3 protein-coding genes are annotated in these 2,149 nt (G+C 69.2%); 2 read left to right on the top strand and 1 reads right to left on the bottom strand.

The window, feature by feature from the left end; all coding sequences use genetic code 11:
• Nucleotides 1–443 (bottom strand): cupin domain-containing protein (locus D183_RS0114185; RefSeq protein ID WP_017909583.1); only part of this gene is annotated, 443 nt, incomplete at its 3' end.
• 236 nt (nt 444–679) lie between these two features.
• On the opposite strand from D183_RS0114185, the gene D183_RS0114180 reads away from it, so the two are divergent.
• Nucleotides 680–1,555 (top strand): DMT family transporter, encoded by an 876-nt coding sequence (locus D183_RS0114180; protein ID WP_017909582.1) that lies wholly within the window; start codon nt 680–682, stop codon nt 1,553–1,555.
• A 182-nt stretch (nt 1,556–1,737) separates the two neighbouring features.
• On the top strand, nt 1,738–2,094 hold the full coding sequence (locus tag D183_RS0114175) for a hypothetical protein (RefSeq protein WP_017909581.1): 357 nt from the start codon (nt 1,738–1,740) through the stop codon (nt 2,092–2,094).
• Nucleotides 2,095–2,149 lie beyond the last annotated feature (55 nt).

Raw genomic sequence — 2,149 nt, 5'->3', positions numbered from 1 at the left:
GTGCCGTCCTTGTGCAGGAACCGGCCGTCGCGGCTTGGACTCATCATGTCGATGTCCGAGCAGGTGATCACATCGTCCTGCGAGCGCGAACCGACTTCGAGATACACGGCGTCCGCATCGGACCGGTTGATCAGGTGGTGGCCGTCGCCCGAATTCTTCGCAAATGCCGCGCATTCGCCTGCGCGCAACAGGGTTTCGCCGTCGTCCTCGATCAACACGAGTTCCCCCTCGATCACGTAGACGAACTCGTCTTCCTCGCAATGCCAATGGCGCTGGGCCGACCATCCGCCGGGCGGCATGCGCGTCAGGTTCACGCCGAAGTCGCGCAGCCCGCCGGCATCGCCCAGGCGCTTGCGCGTGCGCTGTACGCACGGTGCGTCGAAGGGCGACGGATAGCCGGTGCCCAGGCGTTCGGGGATGGCGCTGAGGTCGAGCTTGGGCATCGTCGGTTACCTTTGTCGTGCGGACCAATCGGACGTGCAGTGTAGGCCCGTCGCGTGTGCCCGGTCGCAGGCGACGCAGGTCGCCGATGGCCTGCCGGGCGGCGCATTGATCTCGAAGGAGTGCAGGCGGCAATCCGCGGCGTGTCCGGTCGCGGCGGCAGCGCCACGACAAAAGAGGGATACTGACCATCCCCCCACGTACGCCGTCGCAGCGCCGCTGCCGGCCAGGATCGTCCATGCTCAAGGGTGTGCTGCTCGGTTTCGCCTGTTACGCCGCCTATTCGATCAGCGACGCCTTCGTGAAGGGGCTGGAGGGGTCGCTGCCGGCCTACGAGGTGGTGTTCTTCGGGGCGCTGCTGATGCTCGCCGCGCTGCCGTTCCTGAAGAAGCCGGGCGATCGCTGGCGCGAGGTGGTGGTGGCGCAGCGGCCCAGCATCTGGCTGTTGCGCGCGTTCACCGGCGCGGCCGGCAATCTGTCCGCGGTCACTGCGTTCCCCTTGCTGCCGATGGCCGAGGCGTTCGCGCTGATCTTCCTGATGCCGATCTTCGTCACCGTGCTGTCGGTGCTGCTGCTCAAGGAGGAGGTGCGCTGGCGGCGCTGGCTGGCGGTGATCGTCGGCTTCATCGGGGTGCTGGTGGTGCTGCGGCCGGGCTTCCGGCACCTGGGCCAGGGCCATGTCGCGGCGATCGTCTGCGGCTTGGTGGGGGCGGTGTCGGTGATCAGCCTGCGCATGGCCGGGCCCGGCGAGAAGCGCCTGACCCTGTACGGCGCCGGCGTGCTCGGCCCGTTGCTGATGGGCGGCCTGCTGATGCTGCCGACCTTCGTCTGGCCGACCTGGCAGCAATGGATCCTGTTGGCCGGCTACGGCCTGCTCGCCGGCCTGGCCGCGATCTTCATGATGTACGCCTCGCGGTCGGCGCCGATCAGCGCGGTGGCGCCGACCCAGTACAGCCAGATGCTGTGGGCGATCGGCTTCGGCTACTGGCTGTTCCACGATCACCTGGACTGGCCGATGGCGGTAGGCATCGCGCTGATCCTGGGCGCCGGGCTGTTCACCCTGGTGCGCGAGGAGAAGGTCACGCGGTGGTGGCGGCGCACCAAGCTGGTGTGAGCGCGGCCGCCTGAGGCGATCTCGGTCGCCGCACCGGCGCCGATCAGGAAATCGCCGATACGGCCGCGCACGCAGCGCGGCGATGCTGCCCGTTCACGGACGAGGCAATGCAGGCGCCGTGGCCGCGAGGATGCTGCGGTCGCTGCGCCATCGGACTTTCCTTATCAAGATCGGAGAACGGCATGACGAACAATGCGATGGGGCAGTTGCTCGACGCCGCCGCCCATGCGGGCGCGGCGGGTGTGCGGGTGGTGGCAGGCGTGGTCGGCGCGGACGGTGCGGTCCGCAACGGCGCGGGGTACGCGGTGGCGCACGCCAGCACCGGGCATTACCTGGTGAGCTTCCAGCCGCCGTTCCAGGCGCTGGATGGCGTCTCGGTCACCCAGATCTATCCGGGCGACGGCAGCACCTGCGACAACGCGGTGATCATCCGCCTGGACGCGGGCCAGGTGCTGCTGAAGACCGGCGATGGCGGCGGCAACCAGTCCGATCGCGATTTCAGCTTCGTCGCGATCGGGCAGGGCGGCGCGCTGGCCTGAGTCGGCGGCGCTCGGCGTCCCGGCGGCCTGCGGCGTCGTCCGCGCCGCCGCGGGC

The organism is Xanthomonas sp. SHU 199 (assembly GCF_000364665.1).
GTDB classification, from domain to species: domain Bacteria; phylum Pseudomonadota; class Gammaproteobacteria; order Xanthomonadales; family Xanthomonadaceae; genus Xanthomonas_A; species Xanthomonas_A sontii.
This window is presented reverse-complemented; position numbering and strand designations above follow the sequence as displayed.